At 54.1% G+C, this 17,725-nt stretch carries 20 protein-coding genes; 13 read left to right on the top strand and 7 right to left on the bottom strand.

Features of this window, described 5'->3' with window-relative positions; translation table 11 throughout:
* Window positions 1-4: 4 nt before the first annotated feature.
* From QXF46_01750 to QXF46_01710, 9 genes are read left to right on the top strand one after another with little or no spacing between them, the layout of a single operon-like run.
* Window positions 5-1,177: a nickel-dependent hydrogenase large subunit gene (locus QXF46_01750; GenBank protein ID MEM0225581.1), complete on the top strand. Its 1,173-nt coding sequence runs from the start codon at window positions 5-7 to the stop codon at window positions 1,175-1,177.
* Window positions 1,178-1,179: 2 nt separating this feature from the next.
* Window positions 1,180-2,136: a complex I subunit 1 family protein gene (locus QXF46_01745; protein MEM0225580.1), complete on the top strand. Its 957-nt coding sequence runs from the start codon at window positions 1,180-1,182 to the stop codon at window positions 2,134-2,136.
* A 1-nt stretch (window position 2,137) separates the two neighbouring features.
* Complete coding sequence (locus QXF46_01740) at window positions 2,138-2,467, top strand: 4Fe-4S binding protein (protein ID MEM0225579.1); 330 nt, start codon at window positions 2,138-2,140, stop codon at window positions 2,465-2,467.
* The gene (locus tag QXF46_01735) at window positions 2,464-2,700 is read left to right on the top strand and encodes a hypothetical protein (protein MEM0225578.1); all 237 of its coding nucleotides are present in this window, start codon (window positions 2,464-2,466) and stop codon (window positions 2,698-2,700) included. Before QXF46_01740 ends, QXF46_01735 begins: the two co-directional genes overlap by 4 nt.
* Window positions 2,693-2,941, top strand: a complete 249-nt coding sequence (locus QXF46_01730) for a hypothetical protein (GenBank protein ID MEM0225577.1) — start codon at window positions 2,693-2,695, stop codon at window positions 2,939-2,941. The genes QXF46_01735 and QXF46_01730 overlap by 8 nt, the downstream gene beginning before the upstream one ends.
* The gene (locus QXF46_01725) at window positions 2,914-3,222 is read left to right on the top strand and encodes an NADH-quinone oxidoreductase subunit K (GenBank protein ID MEM0225576.1); all 309 of its coding nucleotides are present in this window, start codon (window positions 2,914-2,916) and stop codon (window positions 3,220-3,222) included. The genes QXF46_01730 and QXF46_01725 overlap by 28 nt, the downstream gene beginning before the upstream one ends.
* Window position 3,223: 1 nt before the next feature.
* A complete protein-coding gene (locus QXF46_01720) occupies window positions 3,224-4,696 on the top strand; it encodes a proton-conducting transporter membrane subunit (GenBank protein MEM0225575.1) in 1,473 nt (490 codons plus the stop codon).
* 6 nt (window positions 4,697-4,702) lie between these two features.
* Window positions 4,703-6,547, top strand: a complete 1,845-nt coding sequence (locus tag QXF46_01715; protein MEM0225574.1) for an NADH-quinone oxidoreductase subunit L — start codon at window positions 4,703-4,705, stop codon at window positions 6,545-6,547.
* 4 nt (window positions 6,548-6,551) lie between these two features.
* Window positions 6,552-7,949, top strand: coding sequence for a complex I subunit 5 family protein (locus QXF46_01710; GenBank protein MEM0225573.1), 1,398 nt, complete (start codon window positions 6,552-6,554; stop codon window positions 7,947-7,949).
* Here the strand turns inward: QXF46_01710 and QXF46_01705 are convergent.
* The 3 genes from QXF46_01705 to QXF46_01695 are packed head-to-tail and all read right to left on the bottom strand — an operon-like array spanning window position 7,919 to window position 10,113.
* Window positions 7,919-9,484 (bottom strand): radical SAM protein, encoded by a 1,566-nt coding sequence (locus QXF46_01705; GenBank protein MEM0225572.1) that lies wholly within the window; start codon window positions 9,482-9,484, stop codon window positions 7,919-7,921. The two genes, QXF46_01710 and QXF46_01705, sit on opposite strands and share 31 nt — an antisense overlap.
* Window positions 9,474-9,680: a hypothetical protein gene (locus QXF46_01700; GenBank protein MEM0225571.1), complete on the bottom strand. Its 207-nt coding sequence runs from the start codon at window positions 9,678-9,680 to the stop codon at window positions 9,474-9,476. The genes QXF46_01705 and QXF46_01700 overlap by 11 nt, the downstream gene beginning before the upstream one ends.
* A 4-nt stretch (window positions 9,681-9,684) precedes the next feature.
* The gene (locus tag QXF46_01695) at window positions 9,685-10,113 is read right to left on the bottom strand and encodes a MarR family transcriptional regulator (protein ID MEM0225570.1); all 429 of its coding nucleotides are present in this window, start codon (window positions 10,111-10,113) and stop codon (window positions 9,685-9,687) included.
* A gap of 110 nt (window positions 10,114-10,223) precedes the next feature.
* Between QXF46_01695 and QXF46_01690 the strand changes: the two genes are divergently transcribed.
* Window positions 10,224-11,198: a sugar kinase gene (locus QXF46_01690; GenBank protein ID MEM0225569.1), complete on the top strand. Its 975-nt coding sequence runs from the start codon at window positions 10,224-10,226 to the stop codon at window positions 11,196-11,198.
* Here the strand turns inward: QXF46_01690 and QXF46_01685 are convergent, their stop codons facing one another.
* Window positions 11,199-11,549, bottom strand: coding sequence for a hypothetical protein (locus QXF46_01685; GenBank protein ID MEM0225568.1), 351 nt, complete (start codon window positions 11,547-11,549; stop codon window positions 11,199-11,201).
* A gap of 82 nt (window positions 11,550-11,631) precedes the next feature.
* Between QXF46_01685 and QXF46_01680 the strand changes: the two genes are divergently transcribed.
* Window positions 11,632-12,531 carry a hypothetical protein gene (locus QXF46_01680; GenBank protein MEM0225567.1) on the top strand — a complete coding sequence of 300 codons (900 nt, stop codon included), beginning with the start codon at window positions 11,632-11,634 and terminating at the stop codon, window positions 12,529-12,531.
* Here the strand turns inward: QXF46_01680 and QXF46_01675 are convergent.
* The 3 genes from QXF46_01675 to QXF46_01665 are packed head-to-tail and all read right to left on the bottom strand — an operon-like array spanning window position 12,507 to window position 15,397.
* A complete protein-coding gene (locus QXF46_01675) occupies window positions 12,507-13,235 on the bottom strand; it encodes a cyclophilin-like family protein (protein MEM0225566.1) in 729 nt (242 codons plus the stop codon). The two genes, QXF46_01680 and QXF46_01675, sit on opposite strands and share 25 nt — an antisense overlap.
* 34 nt (window positions 13,236-13,269) lie before the next feature.
* A complete protein-coding gene (locus tag QXF46_01670; GenBank protein MEM0225565.1) occupies window positions 13,270-14,097 on the bottom strand; it encodes a D-aminoacyl-tRNA deacylase in 828 nt (275 codons plus the stop codon).
* Between the two features lie 55 nt (window positions 14,098-14,152).
* Window positions 14,153-15,397, bottom strand: coding sequence for a Gfo/Idh/MocA family oxidoreductase (locus QXF46_01665; GenBank protein ID MEM0225564.1), 1,245 nt, complete (start codon window positions 15,395-15,397; stop codon window positions 14,153-14,155).
* Between the two features lie 294 nt (window positions 15,398-15,691).
* Between QXF46_01665 and QXF46_01660 the strand changes: the two genes are divergently transcribed.
* Both QXF46_01660 and QXF46_01655 read left to right on the top strand, forming a co-directional pair.
* Window positions 15,692-16,948: an ABC transporter substrate-binding protein gene (locus QXF46_01660; protein MEM0225563.1), complete on the top strand. Its 1,257-nt coding sequence runs from the start codon at window positions 15,692-15,694 to the stop codon at window positions 16,946-16,948.
* Between the two features lie 98 nt (window positions 16,949-17,046).
* Complete coding sequence (locus tag QXF46_01655; GenBank protein MEM0225562.1) at window positions 17,047-17,724, top strand: ABC transporter ATP-binding protein; 678 nt, start codon at window positions 17,047-17,049, stop codon at window positions 17,722-17,724.
* Window position 17,725 lies beyond the last annotated feature (1 nt).

Below are 17,725 nucleotides of genomic sequence, written 5' to 3'. Positions count from 1 at the left end.
GTTGTTGAGCATTTACCTGCCAATAGGACCCCAGCACCCCGTGCATCCTGAGGCTGTGCAATTAAAACTCAAGGTCGAGGGCGAAGAGGTTGTAGACGCCGATGTCGACGTTAGCTTCGTCCATCGAGGCATAGAGAAAGTGCTGGAAACTAAAACGTACGTACAGGGGCTATTCCTGGCCGAAAGGATCTGCGGGATCTGTAACGTTGCCCACACCACATGCTACGCGATAAATGTTGAGCGATTGGCTGGAGTGGAGGTTCCACGAAGGGCTTTGTACCTGCGCTTAGTGGTGGAGGAATTAGCCAGGATGCACTCGCATATGCTGTGGCTAAGCCTCTTGGCACACGTTATAGGGTTTGACTCTCTTTTCATGCTGGTTCAACGCGATAGGGAGCTTGTATTAGATCTGATTGAAGAGATCACAGGAGGAAGGGTCATCACCAGCTACAACGTGATAGGCGGAGTGAGGAGAAATGTTGACGCAGCTTTAGCCCAAAAAATAATTAGTACACTGGATGGATTAAGGAAGCGAGTCCTCGAGTACAAGCGGTTGCTCGAAGAGGACGCCATCCTAAGGGCTAGAACAGAGGATGTGGGATACCTGAGCAGCAGTAAAGCCGTTGAACTTTCCGCGGTGGGACCTGTGGCCAGGGCTTCAGGTGTGCCGTACGACGTTAGAGAGTGCGACCCCTATCTAATTCACGACGAAGTGCCGTTCAACGTGGTAGTCTACGATACTTGCGACGTCTGGGGGAGAGCCATGGTGAGAATCGATGAAGTGCTGGAGTCGATTGAAATGATTCGCTACGCTCTCGAGCGGCTACCGGAGGGCGACGTCAGGGCGAAAGTCCCCCTCTTGATTAAGCCACCCCCCGGGGAGAGTGTGGCGCGCGTTGAGGCTCCGAGGGGCGAGCTAATCCACTACGTTAGATCCGATGGTTCGGAGAAACCGGTCAGGTACAAGGTCAGAACTCCCACCCTGGCCAACTTGGCTGCCCTTGTCGAAATGCTTAAGACGGGGAGGAAAGATAGGCCGGTCTACGTGGCCGATGTTCCAGTGATCTTCGCAAGCATAGACCCTTGCATTTGTTGCGCAGCTAGGGTGTTGCTCATCGACGAGAAGCGAGGCTCCGTCAAGGAGGTCGGAATGGATGAAGTCGTTAGGGGTGAGTGATTGTGCTAGAGCCTCTCTTAAGGTTCGTTCAAGCGTTGGCGTACCTGCTCTACACCCTGCTGCTGGCACTGCTCCTCGAGTGGTTTGACAGAAAACTGATAGCAAAGTTCCAGAATAGGGTAGGACCACACTACACAGGCCCCGCCGGCATTCTCCAACCCCTCGCAGACGTTCTTAAGCTCCTATCGAAGGAGAGCGTAGTGCCGGAGGGTACTGATAGGCTAATGTTCACGCTATCCCCCCTGCTGGCTTTCACGATAATCTGCACTGCGACCGCTTTCGTACCCTTGCTGGGCTACACGGGACTCGCCTCGCTAGAAGGAGACGTCATCCTCGTGCTTGCCCTCCTCACCCTTTACCTACTGGTCATCTACACGGCGGGAGCATCTTCATCGAGCAGGTTCTCGCTGATTGGTGCCACACGAGCAGCGCTCATGCTCCTCGGCTTCGAGATACCTCTGATGCTGTCGTGCCTCAGCGTTGCAGCTTCTTCGGGGAGCTTTAGGATCAGCGAGATCGCTACCCAGACTCAGCCGCGCTTACTCGGGATTCACGCCCTAGGCTTCATCATGTATCTCGTGGCAGCGCAGGCGGAGCTTGATAGGCAACCTTTCGATATCCCAGAGGCTGAGACCGAAATTGTTTCAGGGTGGCTCGTCGAGTACTCAGGCTGGAGGCTAGCCCTTTTCCGGCTCTCGAAGGATGTAGAGTTGGTTCTACTAACAGGTTTAGCTGTGGCGCTCTTCATGGGGGGTGGGCCCAGAATCCCACTGCAGGGCCTCGAGCTAGCCGTCGCAACGCTGGCTTTCCTCATTAAACAGCTCTTTGTGGTCTTTATCCTATCGCTAATCCGCGCCTCCTTCGGCAGGCTGAGGATTGACCAGTTCATAGGGGTGGGATGGCGCGTGCTAATACCGGCTTCATTCCTATACCTTGTCATCGCAGCTCTGGTGGCTTAGCATGGCGATCTCCCTTGAACTGTTGAAAAACCTGTTGAGGAGAAGAGCAACTATCATGTACCCCAGCGAGAGAAGGACGCTACCCGAATCCAGCAGAGGTAGGCTGATATTCGTCAGGGACCTCTGTGTCGGGTGCGGGCTTTGCTGGAGAGCATGCCCCTCTGCGGCTATTGAACCCGTTAAGGACGAAAGGGGATTGAGGCCGGTGTTTTACATCGATAGGTGCACCTTCTGCTACCTTTGCGTTGAGGTTTGCCCGCGAAAGGCAATTAAGGGTAGCAGTGAACAAGCGCCAGTGGTTTCCAATAGATCTGAGCTGGTGGTGAAATGAGCGTAATCTGGTTGGTGTTAGCGGCGGGCGTTGCAGCGGCCGTTATTGCTGTGGAAGCGAAGAACCTTGTGAGGGCAGTGCTTGCGCTGGCAGCTATGAGCGTGATGGTGGCTATTGCCCATTACCTAGCGGGGGCGTGGTTGCTGGCCGTTTTTCAGCTAAGCGTTTACGGCGGAGCGATGACTGCTCTAATGCTATCCGTGTTACACACGGGAGGTGAGAGTGGTGAGTAGGCTCGTCTCGCTCGCCATGGCCGTCGTCACAACTGCTGTGGCGCTCATTTTGCTGGCGGTAGAGCATGAGCTGAGGCCTGCGTGGTTTGTAGCTAGGGAGCAACCACTTGCGCTTCTATGGACGGCGAGGTGGGCTGACATGTTCGCGCAGCTTCTGCTTCTCGTTGCCGTTGTAGTAGCCCTCCTACACCTGCTATCCGAGGTGGGAGAGAGATGGCGGTCATCAACGCCTACACGGTAACCGCAGCGGCACTGATGGCGGTGGGTTTGTACTGCATAGCAGCGAAGCGTAACCTGATAAAAATCGTCATGGGGCTTGAGATAGTAGCAACCGCTGTTAACGTAAACTTCCTGGGGATGGGAATGAAGGAGAACGGCTTGGATTCGCTGGCGCAAATCTACGTTGCATTAAACATGGCGGTGAGCGCGGCACTGCTTGCCCTTGCACTAAGCCTAGTGGTAGTTCTCTACAGGCACTACGGCACCCTCGATTCTTCGAAGATCGCTAGGTTGAGGTGGTAGCGTGGGGCCCCAAGAGATCCTGGCGATTTACTTTCTCGTAGCCCTCCTAACTGTAATTTTCAACAGGATCGAGGAGCGCATCCGACGGTACAACATCATGGGGATCTTCACCGTGCTTGGGTTAGGTGTCGTTCTAGTTGCTCTACCCTTCCTGCAGGAGGGGGTCTATAAGCCGTTATCTAGTAGCGAACTTCCTCCCTCCGAGTTCAAAGTCGATACTCTTTCACGCACGTTAGCTCTAATCTTCACCGCAATCGGTTTATCGGCTGCTCTCTACTCGTTACCCTACATTAGGGAGGAGCGTAGGGCAGCTTACTACACCCTTTACCTACTACTGATGGCGGGTCTCACGGGAGCCCTGTTCTCGAACGATCTTTTCACTTTTTTCTGCTTTTGGGAGCTGGCTGCTGCTTCTGCGTATTCTCTTGTGGGTTACAGATGGTGGTACTGGGAGCCGGTTGAAGCGGCTTTCAAGTACCTTGTCGCCTGCACGCTCGGAGCGCTTACGACTCTCTACGCTACGGCTATGATTTACGGTCTCTGCGGCACAACGAACTTGGACGAGATAAGCGTGATTATCGGAACGAACCAGCCTCCAAGATTAGTAGTGGCTTCGGCATCCCTTCTGTTCATCGTTGGGTTAGGTACAACAGCAGCGATAGTCCCCTTCCACATGTGGCTCCCTGATGCTCACGCAGCAGCGCCAAGCCCTGTCAGCTCGATGCTATCGGGGGTTATCGTTAATATTCCACTGGTTATGCTGGCCAAAATCCTCTTCAACGTCATGCCGCGATTGTCCGAGCTGGGGTACGTCTTGATAACCCTTGGAGCAATTTCGGGTCTAGTTGGTAGTGCGGCTGCGTTGGCCCAGTTGGATGTAAAGAGGCTACTGGCCTACTCGACTATCGCTAACTTGGGCTACGTAATGCTGGGCTTGGGTACAAGTTACAGAGCCAGCGTTCTCGGCTCTCAGGAATTGGCTCTCGTGGCTGCGACAGGTGCTTTTATCCAAATGGTGGCGCACGCGCTGAGCAAGAGCCTCCTCTTCATGAGCGTGGGTTACGCTATTGAAGCAACAGGGAGTAGGCATCTGGCAAGTCTGGAAGGTTTTGGCCGCAGCATGCCCCTTACTGGAGCCTCCTCGCTTGTGGCACTAGCAAATCTACTCGGAATACCCCCCATGGTCAGCTACTACGGTAAAACATTCATAATTGCGGGTTTAGCCTACAAGCTATCCGATCCAGCAATAATGGTGGCTCTCGCCGTGTACATGGTCAGCTACGCCATAGCGATAGGCGTCTACGCTTACCTTGCTTTCAGGATCTTCCGTAAACGTGCCCCTTCTCTTCACGAAGCCCCTCTACCGATGCTAGCGGCCGAGCTCTCAATAGCTGCAGGTATTCTTGCGCTGAGCATTTACCCGAGCCCCCTCATCGAGGGGGTGCAAGCGGCAGTAAGAAGAATCATCGGGTGAATTCCAGTGCTCGCACTCGTTAACGCGGTCTGGGCCCTTCCCATACTAGCTTCCATCTTAACTCCGCTTCTTTCAAAGGTGGATAGTAGGCTCAGGGACGCGTTAATGGTAGCTACAGGCGTCACCGTTGCAGTTCTAACCAGTATTCTGGCGTTTTCCGGCTTGGCTGGTTCGTTATCCATTGAGTGGATGAGGGTCCCTGGGCTTGGCAACGTCAGCTTAAGCGTACTAGTAGATGGTTTGAGCTTAACCTTCATGAACATCGTTTCATGGGTATCGCTGGCCGTTTTTGTGTACTCGATCAGTTACATGCGTGGGGACCCGGGAGTTACGAGGTATTCGATGCTACTCCTGCTCTTCGAGGGTGCTATGGAGCTCTTAGTGCTATCAGGAGACGTTTTGCTCCTCCTCTTCTGCTGGGAAATTGTGAGCATCTGCAGCTTCCTCCTCATAAGCTACTGGTACCATGACAGCGAGACTCTACGTTCAACGCAGTGGGTTGGAGAACCTCCAGAGGAGTACCCTCCCTCTCACTGCGGGCTTAAGGCTTTCCTTGTAACGAGGTTCGCCGATGCGTTCATGATTGTTGGCGCGATCATGTTGGTGACGGCCACCGGGACGTCATCAATTGTAGAACTTGGCTCTAGGGTGCCTTCAGCTACTGGAAGCGTGCTGTCCCTATCCCTACTGCTGATGGCCATCGGAGCAATGGGTAAGAGTGCACAGGTTCCATTCCTTGAGTGGTTACCAGACGCGATGGCGGGGCCCAGCGGCGTGAGCGCGTTGATACATGCAGCAACAATGGTGAAAGCGGGCGTGTACCTTGTAGCTCGATTTTCCCATCTTGCGCTAGCCTGGAGTACGACTATGGATGTTCGGCTGTTCTTTTACCTCGTGATGTGGAGTGGAGCTATCACTTCCCTGATAGCTTCGCTTCAGGCGGCTACGACAAGTGAATTGAAGAAAACGCTAGCTTACTCCACGGCTAGCCAGCTTGGGTACATGATGGCCGCTCTGGGAGCAAGCTGGTACTACGGGGGGAGAGCAGTTTCGGCGGCTGTAATGCATGCGATCAGTCACGCCTTCTCCAAATCGTCACTCTTCCTTGCGGCTGGAGTGATAATACATGCAGAGGCCTCGAGATTCTACAGGGATCTTTCCGGTGCAAGCAGCAAACACAGACTAGTTTACGCGGCGATGCTCTTATCCGCGCTGTCCCTGTTAGGAATCCCACCCTTTGCCGGTTACTGGAGCAAGGAACAAGTGATAATGTCCCTTATCCAAAGCCCCATTCTGCTCGCTTCCGTCCTTCTAGCGTCATCTGTTACGGCATTCTACATTGTTAGAATGCTAATCCTGCTTTCTGGGAGCGATGAACGCGAGAACAGCATTGATCCAGCCCTGGAAGTCTACCCCTGCTTAATGCTAGCGCTGACGGGCCTGCTACTGGGAGTTTTACAAATTCTGCTGGTCGGGGGGAGAGTTGAGGAACAGGCGGTCTTTGCCAGCGTGTTGGGGCTTGCCTCTGCAGCGCTTGGGGCTGTCGTAGGCTTCCTAGTCTACGGCTGGCGCGTAACCATGCGTATACCTGGCATAACCTTGAAAGTCCTGAGGAGGAGGCTCTACATCAATGCTCTTTACTACCGCATAGCGGATTACGTCCTATCCTTAGCTGGGGGCATGATGGCTTTGGAGGACTACTACAGCCGGGTGATAAAGCTCGGTGCTCGCTACGTCGTGGAGGATCTTGGTAAGGTGGCTAGGGTACAGGTGGGTGTTATCAACGTGAGGGAGGTTCTGTGGGTTCTAGCACTCTTAGTGATGCTCCTTTTGCTTGTGGTGGGGTGGTGAATCGGTGCTCCTCTTAGCCCTGCTGGCACCCCTCGCTGCTACAGTACTTGTACTGGTGTTTAAGAGCTGGAGAGTTTCAGCAATCGTCGCAACGGGGGCCTTGCTCCTCAGCTTCTTTCTCCTGCTCTTAGCCACTAATCAACGGCCCCTTGAAGAGTACCCTGTTGAGCCAGCTTTAGACCTCATAATTCTCGACGGTAGCGGCTTCAATTTACTCTTTGCCATACTAGCCTCCGTGATATGCGCTGCGCAGGCAGCGGTCTCACCGTACTTCATGCAACGCAAGGCTAGGGGCGTTGACCCCAGACTTTACTACGCTCTACTCATGATTTCCTCGGCTGCAATGCTCGCGACACCCTTATCCGGCTCTCTAACGAGCTTCTTCCTGCTATTCGAGGCTTACCTCCTGTCAACGTGGTTGCTCCTCATGTTGACCGGCGGCCACAGAGCTGGAGGGGTTGCTAACAAGTACCTTTTGTTCACGGAAGCTGGAGCCCTCGTAACTCTTCTCGGACTGGTGTTGGTGTACGATAGGTTCGGCACCTTCAGGTTCGATCGACTAAGTTCTGTGGTCACCGCACCCCAAGAAGCTGCAGGTCTACTAGCGCTGCTCCTAGCCGCCCCCCTTGTCAAGATGTGCATCTTTCCTCTTCACATCTGGCTGCCGGACGTCTACTCGGTCGCCCCTCCATCGCTGATTGGGATCATGGTAGCTGCCGAGAGCGTGGCAGGTTGGAGTGTAGCGAGATTGTTGCTCGTATGGCCACATGCTCTTGATGCGTCGGGCCTGTTCCCCCCTCTCGTAGTACTGGGAACTCTTACGGCGATTTACGGTGGTTTAATCGCGCTGGCTCAGCTAGACTATAGGAAGTTGTTAGCCTACACCTCTATCGGTGGAGGTGGGCTTCTGCTCGTAGCAGCCGCTTGCAGCAGATCCAGTCTAGCGGGTGTAGCTTTTCTTTCACTCGAGCATGTTTTAGCGAAAAACGCACTCCTTTTCACGTTCGGGTACTTTGAAGAGGAGCTTGAAGCGAGATCGGTGGTCCAGCTGGGAGGTTTAGCCTCGTCAGCGCCCCGATCGGCTGTGGGAGCTCTAATTGCAGCCCTCTCTCTCGCGGGAATGCCGCCTACAGTGGGGTTCTGGGCCGACGTAACGATTCTAGCTAGCGTAGCTTCATCGATCGGCACTGGCCCCGAGGGGATCGTGTTAATGCTGGTCATCGCTCTGGCATTCGTGCTATTCGCCGCTTGCAGCATCTGGTTCTTCAAGAGGGTTTTCTTCGGAAAGCCGAAGGTTATGTTAAAGGAGGAATGGCATTGCGCAACAGCGGCATCGCTTCTATTCTCATTACTGTTGGTCGCGCTCGGCGTCTACCCGACTTTAGTTGTTGAGCTACTTTGAGACCCATCAACACCTTTGGACCTAATTTCGCTTAACCACTTTTCGATTTGACGTCCTCTCCACTTGACGTAGGATATAAAGAGTTTTAAGGCCAGCCGCAGGGGTGCGTGCTGTGGCCCCTTCAAGTAGAACCTGGAGAGAATATCTTCGGCCCATCTGACGGAATGCCATAAACACCTCCTCATCACTTCTATATGCTCATCCTTGATGTGCTCTCTGAGGAACCAGCTGCGACTCTTAAGCTGGCCTAGGGGGACGAAGAACATCGGGACAATGAGGCTGCGGTAGCCCTTCAACCTATCTAACAGTTCGGCCGTCATAATTAAATCCTCCTCCGTCTCGTCGGGTAAGCCGAGTATCAAAGTTAGAGCGGGGATGATTCTGTGATCGTGGAGGATCGCCATCGCTCTCTCCACCGTTTCCGGCCACTCTTCGACGGGGTACGGCGCCGCCTTAGCGGGCATGATCTTCTTCGCCAGTCTCACGGAACCGGTTTCAAGGCCGATCTGTACCCCCAGGTAATCCTGATTTTCATCCAAGACCACCTCTGTAAGCTTCGTTATTAGTCCGTACTTCTCCTGCGCATACCTCACCTCAGCGAGAGTGACGTGGCTCCAGGCCAGCGTCCTGAAGTACTTTTTGGCGAGTATGTGCAGTTTGATCAGAGCGTCAGGGTTGGGTTCTAAACCCTTTGCGCCGTATAGAAGCACGTCCTCGGAGTGGAGAATGCAGCCTCTCAGGCCAGCCCTCGCGTTTACCTGCATTTCCCTCTCGATCTTATCGAGGGGGTAGAAGCGCAGAGGCCTTAGAGTGACGGGGCAGAAGCTGCAATTTCTTGGGCATCCCCTCATTATTTCGACAAGCCCGTTGACGCTCGCCCCCTTGATCTCGGGGATCTCGTCGATGCTAGGGGTATCGAGGGGACCGACGTAAACGTACAGAGGCAGCTCCTCATCAGCGAGGGCTTTCTCTGCCAGCTCGACTATTACTCTCTCGGCTTCGCCATCCACGACGGTATCAATCCCGAATTCGCGCCAGAAGTTCGTATTCCACAGCCACTGCCACGCCGCTGGCCCTCCCACGATTATCTTGAGGCCTCTTTTCTTGGCCTCGCGTATCTCCGGCCTTCTCATCAACCTGAGGAAGCTCCTCCTATTGACCGGCTCCTTGCCTGTCAGGAGCCACCACTCGATGCTGGGTGAGTTGAGAGCGAAGTAGTCGTGATGGCCTATCATCAGCACCTTCGCATGCCGTAGATGTCTGGCCAAGTGGTCCGGATCAATGATCGCCGCGCTGAACCCAGCGTCCAGCAGAGCGGCCTCCACTTTTCTCAGGCCGTACGGGGCTTCGACAGGCCTACCAACTTCGTCGACCTTCGGCTTGGGCGCGCACATCCACATCCACATCTTCTCTGGAAGCCCGAGTGGGGGGCCTGTTGCCACGAAACCGAGAAACTCCCTACCGTGGTGGTTCGTCATCATTGTCCTGTCCGATGTGATGAGGATATCGAAAGTGGGGGTTGTCTTACTCGACATAGATGACCACCGTCCTACTGATGTTCGCGGAGAGAAGGTCTCTCAAACGCTCGATTACGGAGATCCTATCTCCTCCACCCCTGATTTTGACAACTACTCTCCTATTGGTGCTCGCCTTCAGCAGTTTCTCAAGTGCGGCCTCTATAGGCGCATCTTCTACCGAAATTTCAAATTCGAGCGTCTCACCCCCCCTCATATCTTCACTCACCCTTGAATATTGAAATCAGGTCAGTCAACTCGCGCTCGACCGCGGCGAGCTTATTGCCTAGTGTCGAGTTGATTTTCAACCTGATCTCTCCGATCTTCTTCACTACGTGCTCTAGCAGGTTGATCTGGGCCTCGAGAAGCAACTGGGATAAACCGATGTTCGCGACGTACGTGTCGTGCCTCCCCCGCCTCAGCTTACGTATCATCCTGCGGCTTGCAAGCATTCTAGTGGCCGCCGATATCGTCGATCTGCTGTAGCCAGTGAGTTCCGCAAGCTCCCTGCTGGTGAGGGGCTTCTCCGAAAGATAGAGAACGGCCAGTACTCTGGCACAACTTCGCGGTATACCGAGCGTCGCGAGCATCATTGAAAGCAGCGCTGCAGCATCGGAAAAACCCGGTCGGTACCAAGGCGCGGAGACCATCGAACCACCTTCCAAAGATCTTTGGAAAGTACTACATATCAACCTTACGCAAAGCCGCGACCGCCGATTTTGAATAGGCTTATTACACTACCAAGGAGTTTTCCATCCCCGTGGAACCGGTAGCTGTTTGTGCGGGGGAGATTCTCGTCGATCTCATACCAACGGAGGTTGGGGCCTACAGGGAGGGCTTAACTCTCGAGGTGCACTTTGGTGGAGCACCTGCCAACGTAGCTGTCGGGCTATCTAAGCTCGGTGTTCCAACGGCATTCATCGGGGCTGTTGGTGACGATGCTTTCGGAGAGATGCTCATCAGGTACTTGAGTGGGGAGGGGGTTTTCACGGGTTGGCTCTCCGTCAAAAAAGCTCGTACGAGCCTGGCCTTCGTGATAGCCAAGCCAGAAGGAGAGCGGGAGTTCTTCTTCTACAGAGCACCTTGGGTTAGGACGGCTGATTGCTTGCTTGAGGAGAGCGACGTCGATTGGGAGGCTGTAAAGGCTGCCAAGGTATTACACGTGTCGGGGGTAGCCCTCTCTCAACCCCCTCTCTCGGAAACGGTGCTTAGGCTAATGGAGGTTCTGAGGGGGCGAGGAGCGCACGTATCCCTCGATCCCAACTTCAGGAGCGATATATGGTTAGGCGAAGTCGACCGAGCTAAGCGGGAATTTCTCAAAGCGGCCGAGTACGCGACGCTGATCACGCTCGGCTTTGATGAGCTGCTACCTCTGCTGGGCACAGAAGACTACAAGCGAGCCTCCTCCTTCCTTCTCGAGCAGAGACCAAATTTGGAGTATGTAGCGGTCAGGTTGGGGTCAAGGGGTGCTTATGTCGTTTCGCGCGAGGGGGAGGAGGTACTGTTAGAGGCCTTCAGAGTCAACGTTGTTGACACGACGGGCGCTGGGGACGCTTGGACTGCCGGCTTCATAACTTTCCGGCTGGTTGAGGGGCGCGACTTGAGGGAGGCTGTACTGCTGGCTAACGCCGTCGCTGCCATGAAGTGCACAAGGAGGGGGGCGACAACCGCAATGCCTAGGCGTTTTGAGCTAAAAGAATTCCTAAAAGCCCATGGAGTAAGCTTGGAGGTCTAGCTATTTCCTGCGGCTAGCCGCCCTCGCCAGATCGTCCTTTATCCTCTGGTATTCTTCACTGCTGATCGAGCCTGCAACGCTAAGGCCCCAGTCCGTGAGTTTAACCTCGTATTCCTTAAGATCCAGAAGCCCCCACTCGGCTAGTTTCTTTACAGATTGCGCCAGCCTTGCGACAAGCTCTTCGTAAGCTCTCGTCCCCTGGGGCGCGCCTGTTAGTTCAGCAATCATGCGAGCGACAAACTCGTGCTGAGTCAATGCCCCTCGTGAGAAGAGTAAGCTACCGAAGTACTCTCGCTGTATGCCGGCAAGCACGAACTTGTCGTACTTGTCGAACATCTCCTCCTGGCTCATAAAGATGCGGGCTTATCTACGGTATTAAACTGTTTCGTGTGCGGAAAAGCGATACGTTAATCACGGGGTCGAGGTTTTCGGGATGGTGCTGACGGAGAGCAAGACGAGAATCCTAGCTGCGCTCGTTGAAGCGAAAGGCGATGTGTCGGAAGCCGCTAAGCTTGCTGGCGTATCGAAGCAGTATGTCTATGAAGTGTTAGGGAAGCTGAAGATCGCTGGGGTTAGGCTGAGGGGCTACCCCTTCCTTTCTTCGCTAGGAAGGGTCTTTATCGCATTCTGCAGCCATCAACTCCCTGACAACGGTTTTCTAGCCTGTCGTTTCAGGATTTACCGCTTCAGCGGAGGTACGCTCGAAGCGGGCGTTTACCTCATCCCCCAGGACTTTAGTGCTTCCATAGGCTACATGAGGCTTCGAGGGGCGGTGGTAGAAGAGCTCCTTGACATTTACACTGCAGCGCCGTGGTACGATATAGTCGATCTACGGCCTAATCGGGGTGCCACTCTGCCGAGAGCACCCAAACTGAAACCCGATTACGAGGACTGCGCGATCCTGCTCAATCTTTACGAGGATCTTTTCGCCCACGTGACAGAAAGCACGCCCACTGTTAGCAAGAGCCGGTTATCCTACCACTACAGGGTTCACGTTAGGAAAATCCTACAGGTCCTTGTAGACTTTCACCCGGAGAAAGTTCATGTCAAACCGCTTCTCTTCGCCGAAGTTAAGGCCCCCTCTGAGGAATGGTTGTCCACGTTGCTGAGAGCCCGCCAGGTGTACCTCCTCATGCCGAAGCTTGACCGTTTAACGGGATACGCGCTAATTGACGCTAGCGACCCATATAGCCTCCTTAAAAAGATCACGATCGCTAGGGAGGAAGGAAAAGTGGAACTTGAAGCGAAAATGATTGGCTATATCGACCTAGACGAGAGCTCTAAACCTAGGCTTCCGTTGGCCATCATTCATGCCGGTCTGCGCACGGCGTAGAACGTCTCCATCGCCTTTTCAGCATAGATGTAGGCTGATAGCAGGCGCTTGAGATCCCTAGCCAGCTCTTCGATACTGCTCGGGCAGCAGGTCAGAACCATGAACCCCTCATCGTTCACATCGGGTCTAATACCGGTGGGTGCTAGCTCGCGCTTCAGCATCCGGTAGAAGGCAAGCGTGGAGGGGCTTTGGTCGAAGAAGGCGAGCGTCTGCGTTTCGGCGTAGAACCCTCCATCCTCCACGAACACTTCCACCCCTAAACGAGCTTCTGCGCCTTCAACCAAAACGCCCACCCGCTCCTCGCCTTCCCAGGAATGGGACGCTGCCTTTAAGCCCCTGCTTCTCAGAGCGCTAGCGATCTCGCCCTCCCTTCCGTAGTCCACGTGCTCGCTAACACGAACTGGAGTTCCGTCCTCGACAGCGTACAAAACATCGGGGCTTCCAACCACGAATCCCAGCTTCACAATGGGAGCGTAAGGCTGACTAAAGCCGTGGAATATGCAGAGTGCTCGGCCTTGCCTCCAATAGGCGAACATGCCTCTTTCCGCAATCACCTCCTCCTCTCCCTGCACGTCAAGCGGAACCTCGAAGTAGATCTCGTGCTTCCAACGCCGTGCCACGCTGTCGAAGGGTAAACCCTTCAGATCGCTGTCAACCCAGATGACCACGTCCCCCCTCTCCCCAAAGTCCACCTTAATGTACACGATACTCCCACTACACCTTGTTTAAAAAAGGTGACTAGACGTACTCGACCTGAAGGTTGAGTTCCGCAGCTACTTCTTCAATAGCGTCGCGCCAAGACCGCTTGAGCTTCTTCTCCACCACTAACTTGTTCGTTGGTACAGAACTCTTTATGCAAGCTTCTCGTACGACCCTCCGCACGAGCTCGGGATCGTCCAGATCCTTGAGAGCGTAGCTAGCTATCATGTGGCCGTAGGCTTCACGCCCCTCCAGCGCACGCCTAGTGAAAATCGGAGCGTAATGGTTGCCCCCAACCCCAACGGCTATGGTGCAAAGCTCTTCCGGGCTGGTCAGGGCATCCAATACTGCCTCCGCCACAAGTGAGTGAGCCTCGCGGAGAACCCACTCACTCGTACTGCTGCCTATCTCCACGAACGTTACTGGCTTCCGCAGGGAGGAGGGGCCGTGATGGGTCACCTCGTATGAAACAACGAAACCTGGCATCTTCCCCACCCTCCTCGCTAGGGAGACTAAGAGACGCCTAGACAGCAGTGGATTGGAAGGTGGTAATTCCAGGGGTTTACCACCCGCTACGGCGGTTCTCATCGGGTTTCCGGGGTGGTGGACGGTGAAGGACTTGACGCCAGCTTCGCTCGAGTGGCGCGAGAGTACCAGGTAGAAGTCCGCGGGGCACACTTCGTCGAGAAACTCGAAGTAGAGGACATCCTCGTTGAAGCCAGCTATGACGGCGTTTAAGCGCGGGATTTTATAAGCTTCTGAAGCCAGCTGAAGCCTCGTTGGCTCAAACTCAACTAACGTAAGTATGGCCTTCGCAATGCCTGAGCCAGCGGGGTCATTGACGCTGTACGCTAAGCACGCGCGCACATGGTTAAAGTCGGGCTTAGAAAAAGACTGTTGCGTATCCAGGGGTATCCCAGATTCAGAGGAGCGGGGATCTTGGGTTCCAGACCCCCCTCTGCACTGGAGGTATGTAGTTCTCGACGAGAGATGGGTCGAAGCTGAGCTTCTGCCCCTTTTCAGCGCTAAGGTAGGCGAGCATCATCAACTGCATAATGAGGAGGCCGTCGTACCAGTTCTCGATCGGCTGCACGCCCCTCAGGAAGCATTCCACCATGTAGCGATCCTCAGCCTGGTAACCGTACGTGACCGCCTCATCAGGGATCACCGGCATTAAGCCTTGATCCGCGTTCTGTTTTTCAACAAACTCCTCGCTGGGCGGGATCTTCACGTGTCTGCTGAAGAAGGTGAAGAGCTCCGGCTGAAGCGTGTTGATCCAGAGTGAGTATTCAGGCCCGAGCACTTCGAAGGTGAGCCTTAAACCCGCCCCTATGAATGACCAGGAGGTATGCGTCTCGGTTAAAGCCACATTCCCCTCCTCATCCTCGTACACGACGACGGCTGTCGCGTAGTCTTCAGCAGGTTCAACGGAGTAGTCAACACCGTAGCTCTGCTTCAGCCTCTCAACGTAGCCTTTCCTAGTCCACTTAAGCGAGGCAATATCGCCCCAAACCTTCCTCGGCTTGATACTATCCTTCCCCCGCTCGGGGTCCCAGAGCATGTACCTTGCCGCTTCAAGGCTGTGGCACATCATGTCGAGGAGCACTCCCCCACCCGACTGAGTGGGCTTCCAGAACCATGGAGCGTGGGGTCCCCCGTGCTCCTCCGCTGCTCTAGCCAGGTAGGGTCTACCACTGTACTTGGCACCAAACCTCCAGACAACCTCCTTCCCCCTCGTGACTGAGGGCATGAAAACTTGGTTCTCCAGGTAGCCGTGTAGGAGCCCGGCTTTCTCAACCAGCTTGACCATTTCCCGCGCCTCTTGGACGTTACGCGCGAGAGGTTTCTCGCAAGCTACACCTACGAGGTTGCCCTTACCCTGCCTCGCCTCCTCAGCCACAGCCTTTACAACATCAAGCCTCGCGTAGTTGGGTGTAAGGATCCAGACCGCGTTGACGTTCTTATCGCCGAGCATCTCATAAATATCCGTGTAGACTTTTGGTTTCCCCACGCCAAGCTGTTCAGCCAAGGCGGCCAACTCTCTAGCTCGAGCTTCAGTCCTGCTGTAAACCGCCGTTATATCTGCCCCCCTTACGCCCACCCAGCCTCTCACGTGAAACTTAGCTGCAAACCCAGCACCAACCAAAGCGACACCGATCTTTTCCACAGTAAACCTCCAAAGCCATTTCCTAATCAATTTTTTGCCACGCTTTTAAGTAAGCTGTCTCTGTCAAGTTGTTCTACTTAGGGCACGGAAAGAAGCTTGGTAAACAACCTAGGGTGTACAGGTTAGTAGCAGAGCTGCAACTGCTCATACGTCAATGTACTAAAATGCACATCTATACTTTCAAAATATATAACACGTTTAGTCGATGTTTATATATAAAAAATCTTTAAGCGTGAGTCGAATTTAACAAAAGAAGAAAAAGATTTTTAAGGAATACTGAAAGTCAGTTCCTCTGTGACAGAAAGTAGCAGGACGCTATGGAAGAAAGGTAGGATTATCTACGTTGTTGTACTCATTGCAACATTGGCGGCAGGCTTTGCGGCAGGTTACTTCTCCCGTTCTCTAGCTGCAGGCGGTGGACAGGGAGTAACGACGATTAAGATAGGGGCGCTACTACCCCTTAGCGGGGATCTAGCCTCTTTTGGAGCGCGTAACCGCAACGCCATCCAGCTAGCCATCGAGGACGTGAATCGTTTCGCCGAGGGGGTGGGTAGTAGGTTCCGTTTTCAAGTTCTATTCGAGGATACCGGTACTGATCCTGAGGCTGCAAGATCCAGAATGGAGGCTCTCGCGGCCCAGGGTGTTAAAGCTTTCATTGGCCCGATGTCGAGCAGGGAAGTGAGCCAGGTTAAGCCGTTTGCGGATGCTAACAAGCTTCTGGTTGTTAGTCAATCGTCAACGGCTGTGGCTCTCGCCATACCGGGAGATTACGTCTTTAGGGTAGTTCCGCCCGACAGCTACCAGGGCAAGGCTTTGGCGAAGTACATCTATACCAGAGGTTTCAAAAACGCGATTGTCATTTACAGGAATGATGCTTGGGGGAAAGGGTTGTTCGAGAGCTTTAAATCCAACTTCGAGGCATTGGGAGGTAAAGTCGAGGAAGTAGCTTACGATGTGGGCGCAAAGGAGTTTTCAGCCGAAGTATCCCGTGCAGCCACCCTTGCTCAGCAACTGGGTCCAGGTACTGCGGTGCTTCTAGTATCATTCGAAGAAGGTATCCAGATAATCAAGCTGGCAGCAGGTAACCCCGTCCTTTCGCAGCTTAAATGGTTTGGAACCGATGGTCTCGCCCGTAGCAGTAAGCTGGCTTCCGAGGCAGGGCCCGAGGCGTTCATGCTAGGAGGCCTACCATCCACGGTGTACGTTCCCTCGACCAATCCGGTTCAAGAGGCTTTCAAGGCAAGGTTCCGCCAGCTCTACGGCGAGGATCCCGACAGCTACTCCATGAACTCCTATGATGCGGTGTGGCTGATCGCCCTTTCCATCATGTTAACGGGAGACTACGATGGGGAGAAGTTGGCACAAGTTCTACCGATGGTTGCAACCCGGTACTATGGTGTTACTGGAACGATCAGCTTTGACGAAAACGGTGATAGGAAGGCGGGTGACTACGGCATCTTCCAGCTAGTAAAGGAGGGTAACGATTACGTCTGGCGTCTCGTAGCTGTATACAGCATCGATACTGATGCTGTGAAGCCTGCCGGAAGTTAGACACGCAACTGCACGGGGTAGGTACCATGAATCCGAACGGTCTTTTTCTCGCAAATAGTATCTCAAAGAGGTTCGGCCAGGTTAGAGCCTTGGATGGCGTGACGCTAACCGTCGATAGAGAGACGTTAACTCTGCTCATAGGTCCTAATGGCAGTGGCAAGACCACGTTCATCCAGGTTGCTGGCGGGCTTCTTGAGCCTGATGATGGAAGAATCCTCTTCGAAGGTAGGGATGTGACACGCCTACCCCCTCACAAGCGTTTTGAGCTGGGCATCGTAACAACCTTTCAGATACCACGCCTTTTCCCTTCCCTGAGCGTTCTGGAGAACATCCTGATAGCATCGCACAGGGGTGTAGACGGTTTCTTCAAGCTTGCATTCGGACGCAACGAGCGGGGACTCGTAGATAAGGCGTTTGAGGTCCTCAAGCTCTTATCGCTTGAGCGGGCCTGGGACAAGCCAGCTTCCTCCCTGAGCGGTGGGCAGATGAAGCTTCTTGAGCTGGCTAGAGCTCTAATGGGTGAACCCAAGCTGCTACTGCTGGACGAGCCTCTTGCAGGCGTGAACCCCACGCTAGCCATAGATATTATGGGCCGTATTGCAGAGCTTCGAAGGAGGCTTGGTCTTACGGTGTTGATGGTTGAGCACAGGCTCGACTTGGCATTGAAGCACGCGGATTTCGTTTATGTCATGCACAACGGACGTGTGATCGCAGAGGGGGGACCGGAGGAAGTGCTCGAGCACGCTGAAGTGAGGAAGGCTTACCTGGGTGAGTAAG

It is taken from the genome of Thermofilaceae archaeon (assembly GCA_038731975.1).
GTDB lineage: Archaea > Thermoproteota > Thermoprotei > Thermofilales > Thermofilaceae > JANXEW01.
The sequence above is the reverse complement of the archived record's forward strand: the minus strand, read 5'-3'. Positions and strand labels throughout refer to the sequence as shown.